6 protein-coding genes are annotated in these 4791 nt (G+C 69.6%); 3 read left to right on the top strand and 3 right to left on the bottom strand.

The genetic code is table 11. The features are described 5' to 3' along the window. Positions 1-38: 38 nt before the first annotated feature. Both ACFWI9_RS32975 and ACFWI9_RS32970 read right to left on the bottom strand, forming a co-directional pair. Positions 39-554 carry a DUF1990 family protein gene (locus ACFWI9_RS32975; protein WP_387168603.1) on the bottom strand — a complete coding sequence of 172 codons (516 nt, stop codon included), beginning with the start codon at positions 552-554 and terminating at the stop codon, positions 39-41. Between the two features lie 32 nt (positions 555-586). Beyond that, entirely contained in the window at positions 587-1486 is a 900-nt protein-coding gene (locus ACFWI9_RS32970; protein ID WP_387168600.1) for a YndJ family protein, read from the bottom strand. Between the two features lie 173 nt (positions 1487-1659). On the opposite strand from ACFWI9_RS32970, the gene ACFWI9_RS32965 reads away from it, so the two are divergent. Further along, a complete protein-coding gene (locus ACFWI9_RS32965; protein ID WP_387168606.1) occupies positions 1660-2352 on the top strand; it encodes a B3/4 domain-containing protein in 693 nt (230 codons plus the stop codon). Between the two features lie 96 nt (positions 2353-2448). Here the strand turns inward: ACFWI9_RS32965 and ACFWI9_RS32960 are convergent, their stop codons facing one another. Beyond that, entirely contained in the window at positions 2449-3171 is a 723-nt protein-coding gene (locus ACFWI9_RS32960; protein ID WP_387168597.1) for a lysophospholipid acyltransferase family protein, read from the bottom strand. A 240-nt stretch (positions 3172-3411) separates the two neighbouring features. On the opposite strand from ACFWI9_RS32960, the gene ACFWI9_RS32955 reads away from it, so the two are divergent. Both ACFWI9_RS32955 and ACFWI9_RS32950 read left to right on the top strand, forming a co-directional pair. After that, positions 3412-3741: a TlpA family protein disulfide reductase gene (locus ACFWI9_RS32955; RefSeq protein ID WP_387168595.1), complete on the top strand. Its 330-nt coding sequence runs from the start codon at positions 3412-3414 to the stop codon at positions 3739-3741. 221 nt (positions 3742-3962) lie between these two features. After that, a complete protein-coding gene (locus ACFWI9_RS32950) occupies positions 3963-4469 on the top strand; it encodes a flavin reductase family protein (protein WP_387168592.1) in 507 nt (168 codons plus the stop codon). Positions 4470-4791: the final 322 nt, after the last annotated feature.

Genomic DNA, 4791 nt, shown 5'->3' with positions numbered 1-4791 from the left:
GCCCGCCCGCCCCCCCCCCCCCCCCCTCAGCGCTGTCCTCAGGCTCGGGCGGCGATGTCCCGCAGTGCCCGGCCGAGCCTGCGGGCATAGAGCCGCTGGAGCACGGGGACCAGCGGGCCCGCCAGCCGGGTGTACCAACTGGCCGGCCGGGAGAAGGCCGTCACGGTGAACCACACCGTGCCGTCGGCGGCGAGCTCCACGATGAAGGACTCCTCGCCCTGTTCGGGATGTCCGCGGCGGGTGCCGTAGGCGAAACCCTGGCGGTCGCCGCCGCTTTCGGCCCAGATGACCTGGCAGGGCGCACGGAAGCGCAGCGGTCCCACACCGAGCGCCACTTCGACGTCTGTGCCGGGCTTCGCGTGCGAGTCGGCCCGGACCCGGGCTCCCGTGGCGCGGTGCATCCCCCAACCGGTGACCGCGTCGCCCGCGGCCTCGAAGGCGGCCCGGCCGTGCCCGACGGTGGTGCGGTGGTGGAGGTGCTGGTACCCGTGGGGGAGGGTGCTGCGGCGGGTGGCGCCGACCTCGGTGTAGTTCAGCGTGTGTGTGGTGCGCATGGAGCACTCCTCGTTGTCGCGGACGGGCGCTGTCAGACGGTGCCGGCCCTGTGGGTGTCGCGGGCGTCGTGGGTTTCGCGGGCGTCGTGCACGGGTGCCGGTGCGCCGCGACCCGCTCCCGGTGTACGGCCGAGCCGCTGCCAGGCGAGTACGGAGCACAGCCCGAACCCCAGGGCGTTGCCTATGCCGTGGGTGGCGGCCATCCAGGTCAGGCTGGGATGCGGCAGCCCCGTGACCTCACCGACCGCCCAGCACAGGGCCAGCACCATGGTCGCCGCCAGGGATGCCGCCGATACGCCGAGCAGGGCCCGGTTCAGCCGCCCGCTCCCGGGGCGGATCTCACGCCAGGTCAGCAGGGCGACGGCCCACATTCCGGCGGTCAGTACGAGTGCCCCGGCCAACTCGGTCTCGTCGTTCACGAAGTATCCGGCCAGGACGAGCAGGGTGCCGAAGGGGACGCTGAGCGCAGCGAAGCGGCTCAGTGGAGCATGCGTCACCGCCCGGCACACGAGACCGGCCACCAGTGCCGCGGTGAAACCCGCGAAGTGGAAGTGCGGCACGGTCAGAGCGAGCATCTCCAGCTCGAAGCCGAAGAGCCGGTGGCCGGAGCGCTCGGCCACCAGCGCCACCCCTGCGACGGCTGGGGAGGCGAGCGCCGTGAGCGTCGCGATCTCCGCGGGAGCCAAGGAGCGCGTCCGCCGCAGTCTCGCGGGTGCACCCAGGGCGAGTGCCATGGTGCCGATGGCGTACACCGAGGCCAGCGCTGTGCTGAGGGTTCCTCGTGGCAGCCAGAGGGCCACCGCGCCCGGGATGGAGAGCCAAGGCCACAAGCGCGCCAGCCGCTGCGGGACGGGGTCGTCGATCAGTCGCAACCCCATCGGGATGATCAGCAGCATGCCGAGCATCACGATCGCGTTGACCAGTGCCGTCATGACACACACTCCCGTTGAACGTGTTCAGTTTCTTGTGTCCGTGAGCCTAGAGGCATTGTTGAACATGTTCAAGTCGTGAGATGCGGGTTGAATAGGGTGTACTGGATAGTGCTCTATGATGAACCGCGAAGCTCCTGATCATCGCGCTGGGAAGCGCCGAGGCAAGGCGGATGATGACTCTCTCGCTCACCGTGTCGGACGAGGTGCGCACCCTCGCGCCCGGCTTCACCCATCTCGCCGTCGAGGCACGCGGCCTGGTCAACCGACCCAGCAACGAAGCGAGTTCAGCGCTGCTGGACGAGGCGGCGGCCCGGCTCGCCGAGCGGCTCGGCGGCCGCGCCCCGCAGGATGATCCGCATATCGCCGCCTGGCGGGCGGCCTACACGGCTTTCGGCGCCAAGCCGTCCCGTACGCGCAACTCGGCCGAGGCACTCGCCCGGCGCGCCCTCGCGGACGGCGGTCTACCGCGCATCAACGTGCTCGTGGACGCGTACAACGCCATCAGCGTGGCCCATCTGATCCCGGTGGGCGGTGAGGACCTGGACCTGATCCAGGGCGGGATGCGGCTGATCCGCGCCAGCGGCGACGAGCCGTTCATCACCTTCGCACAGGGCGCCGAGACGGTGGAGCACCCCGACGCCGGTGAGGTCGTGTGGAGGGATGACGAGGGCGTCACCTGCCGGCGCTGGAACTGGCGGCAGGGGCCGCGCACCGGTCTCACCGAGCAGTCGGTGAACGCGCTGTTCCTGCTGGAGTCGCTGCCGCCCATGACCACCGCCGAGCTTGAGGCAGCGGGCGCCGAGCTCGCCGAAGCGCTGGAGAAGCTGTGCCCCGGTGCGCGGATCACCGTCCACCCACCGCAGTGACGGACACGCTTGCGGCGTACGCCGGAGTGGCGCACCCGCGAAGGCCGACCCCGAGGCTGCGCGCACAGTGGTGACGCGCAGCCTCGGGAGGCTGTCTCAGCCCGCTTCGCGTACCTCGGCCGGCGTCGGCGCCGTGCCGCCCAGGTGCGCGGGTACCCACCAGGTGTCGTTCGCGTCCTTGGGGCGCACGGGGTAGGCGCGCTGCGCCGCCTCCAGAAGCTCCTGCACCCGTTCCCGCAGTCGCCGGGTGATCGCTCCGGCGTACTGGTCCAGGGGTGCGGCCATCGGTTCGCCGACCCTGATCGTCACCGGGATGTGGCTGCGCTTGAGGTTCTTCGGCCGCCCCTTGGTCCACAGCCGCTGTGTGCCCCACACGGCCATCGGTATCAAGGGCACACCGGCCTCCTGCGCGAGCCGTGCGGCACCCGACTTGAAGCTCTTCAGCGTGAACGACTGGGAGATCGTCGCCTCGGGGAAGACGCCGACGATCTCGCCGGCCCGCAGCGACTCCAGCGCATGCGCGTACGCCGCCTCGCCCTGCGACCGGTCCACGGGGATGTGCTTCATCCCCCGCATCAGCGGTCCCGAGATCCGGTGCCGGAAGACGGAGTCCTTCGCCATGAAGCGCACCAGGCGCTTCTGCGGCAGGGTGGCCAGGCCGGCGAAGATGAAGTCCAGGTAGCTGATGTGATTGCTCACCAGCACCGCACCGCCGGAGCGCGGAAAGTTCTCCGAACCCTGGGTGTCGATCTTCAGGTCAAGCGCCTTGAACATGGTGAGTGCGGCGCCGACGACCGGCCGGTAGACAAGCTCTGCCATAGGTGGGGAGACCCTTCCTTCACTGTGCCCCGGGAGGGTGCGCCCGGCGGAAGTTACGCAGCCGTAGGTTTTCGGCATTGGGCAGATCGTGCACTATGCGCGGCGTATCGGCCAGTCCATGGCGCCTCGTACGGCGAGATTCTCGTCACGTCGTGTCACCTGAGAGGAATCCGGGCGGCCGACGCCGTGCTGTGTACGAGTGAAGACGATGACGAGTACAGGCGGGATCGGGACACAGGAATGACCAGCGGACAGACAGAGCGACGGCTCGGCCCCGCCGAACTGGGTGTGGAGCTGGGGGAGCGGGCGACTCTGGTCCAGTTCTCCAGTGCCTTCTGCCAGCCCTGCCGGGCGACCCGCCGGACGCTCGCCGAAGTGGCGGCCATGGTCGACGGAGTCACGCATGTGGAGATCGACGCCGAGGCCCGACTCGCGCTCGTACGGGCGCTGGGGATCACGCGTACCCCGACCGTGCTGGTGCTCGACGCGGATGGCCGGATCGTGCGCCGGGCAGCGGGCCGGCCCCGAAAGGCGGATGTCATCGTGGCCATCGGCGCGGCGACGCTGTGACGCCGGCAACCGTGCCGTGACGCTTCTCCCATCTCCTGGAAGCCGCTTGACTGTGCATGCCACCAATCGTCAGTCTGACGGGGTGCCATCTCTCATCCTTCCTCTTCAAGGCCGGCTGTGCGGGAACCGCACCCGCCATGTGAGTGCGTGCTGTCCGGGTGCCTGAGCAGCCACGGAACACGACGCCCGCCCGCACCTGAACGCAGAAGGACGACGACTCGATGACGGCAAAGGCCGGACTCGGCACCGCGCACCTTGCTACCCCCGACCTGCTCCGCTCCGTCTTCAGGCGCCACGCCGCGGGTGTCGCGGTCATCACCGCCCAGGGTGAGCACCCCGTCGGCTTCACGGCCACCTCGCTCAACTCCGTCGCCGCCGAGCCTCCGCTGGTCTCTTTCGGGATCGGAACCGCCTCGTCCAGCTGGCCCGTGGTCTCTCGGGCGGAGCACATCGGCGTGCACGTACTAGGGGAGCACCAGAGGGAGCTGGCCGCCACTTTCGCGCGCAGCGGCGCCGACCGCTTCGCCCCACCGACCAGTTGGCGCCGCGGGCCCGAAGGCGTGCCGGTCATCGGCGGAGTGCTCGCCTGGCTGGTCTGCCGGGTCGTCGCCCGCGTCCCCGCGGGGGACCACTGCATCGTGATCGCGCAGGCGGTGGCCGGGGACTCCGACGGGGCGGGTCGCCCGCTGGTGTATCACCAAGGGCGCTTCAACGCTCTGCGGGACTGACTGATCCAACGATGCGGAAGGCCGGGAGATCCCGGTTACACAGCGTTGTCAAGGTCACAGTTCCAAGCGCTTGCTCATTGCCGCGTACCGCTATGTACTGACGAGTAATATGACGTACGGGGCGCCGGTCGCCTTGACCGGAAACCCCGCCTTCGGGCGCCTATGCTGCCTGCACAAGGCAGGACCCCCTTGGCTTCGGTACGGGGGACCCACGGAAAAGACGGATGCAGTAGGAGAGCCGGCGTGAGCTTGAGGATCGTTGTCTGTGTGAAGTACGTGCCCGATGCCACTGGCGACCGGCACTTCGCGGATGATCTGACCG

The sequence above is a fragment of the Streptomyces sp. NPDC127084 genome (genome assembly GCF_042724175.1).
Lineage (GTDB): Bacteria > Actinomycetota > Actinomycetes > Streptomycetales > Streptomycetaceae > Streptomyces.
The sequence above is the reverse complement of the archived record's forward strand: the minus strand, read 5'-3'. Positions and strand labels throughout refer to the sequence as shown.

Bases quoted from the DNA above. Each gene is read 5' to 3' on its own strand.
- ACFWI9_RS32960 (WP_387168597.1), bottom strand. From the start codon at position 3,171: ATGGCAGAGCTTGTCTACCGGCCGGTCGTCGGCGCCGCACTCACCATG.
- ACFWI9_RS32975 (WP_387168603.1), bottom strand. From the start codon at position 554: ATGCGCACCACACACACGCTGAACTACACCGAGGTCGGCGCCACCCGC.
- ACFWI9_RS32965 (WP_387168606.1), top strand. From the start codon at position 1,660: ATGACTCTCTCGCTCACCGTGTCGGACGAGGTGCGCACCCTCGCGCCC.
- ACFWI9_RS32970 (WP_387168600.1), bottom strand. From the start codon at position 1,486: ATGACGGCACTGGTCAACGCGATCGTGATGCTCGGCATGCTGCTGATC.
- ACFWI9_RS32955 (WP_387168595.1), top strand. From the start codon at position 3,412: ATGACCAGCGGACAGACAGAGCGACGGCTCGGCCCCGCCGAACTGGGT.
- ACFWI9_RS32950 (WP_387168592.1), top strand. From the start codon at position 3,963: ATGACGGCAAAGGCCGGACTCGGCACCGCGCACCTTGCTACCCCCGAC.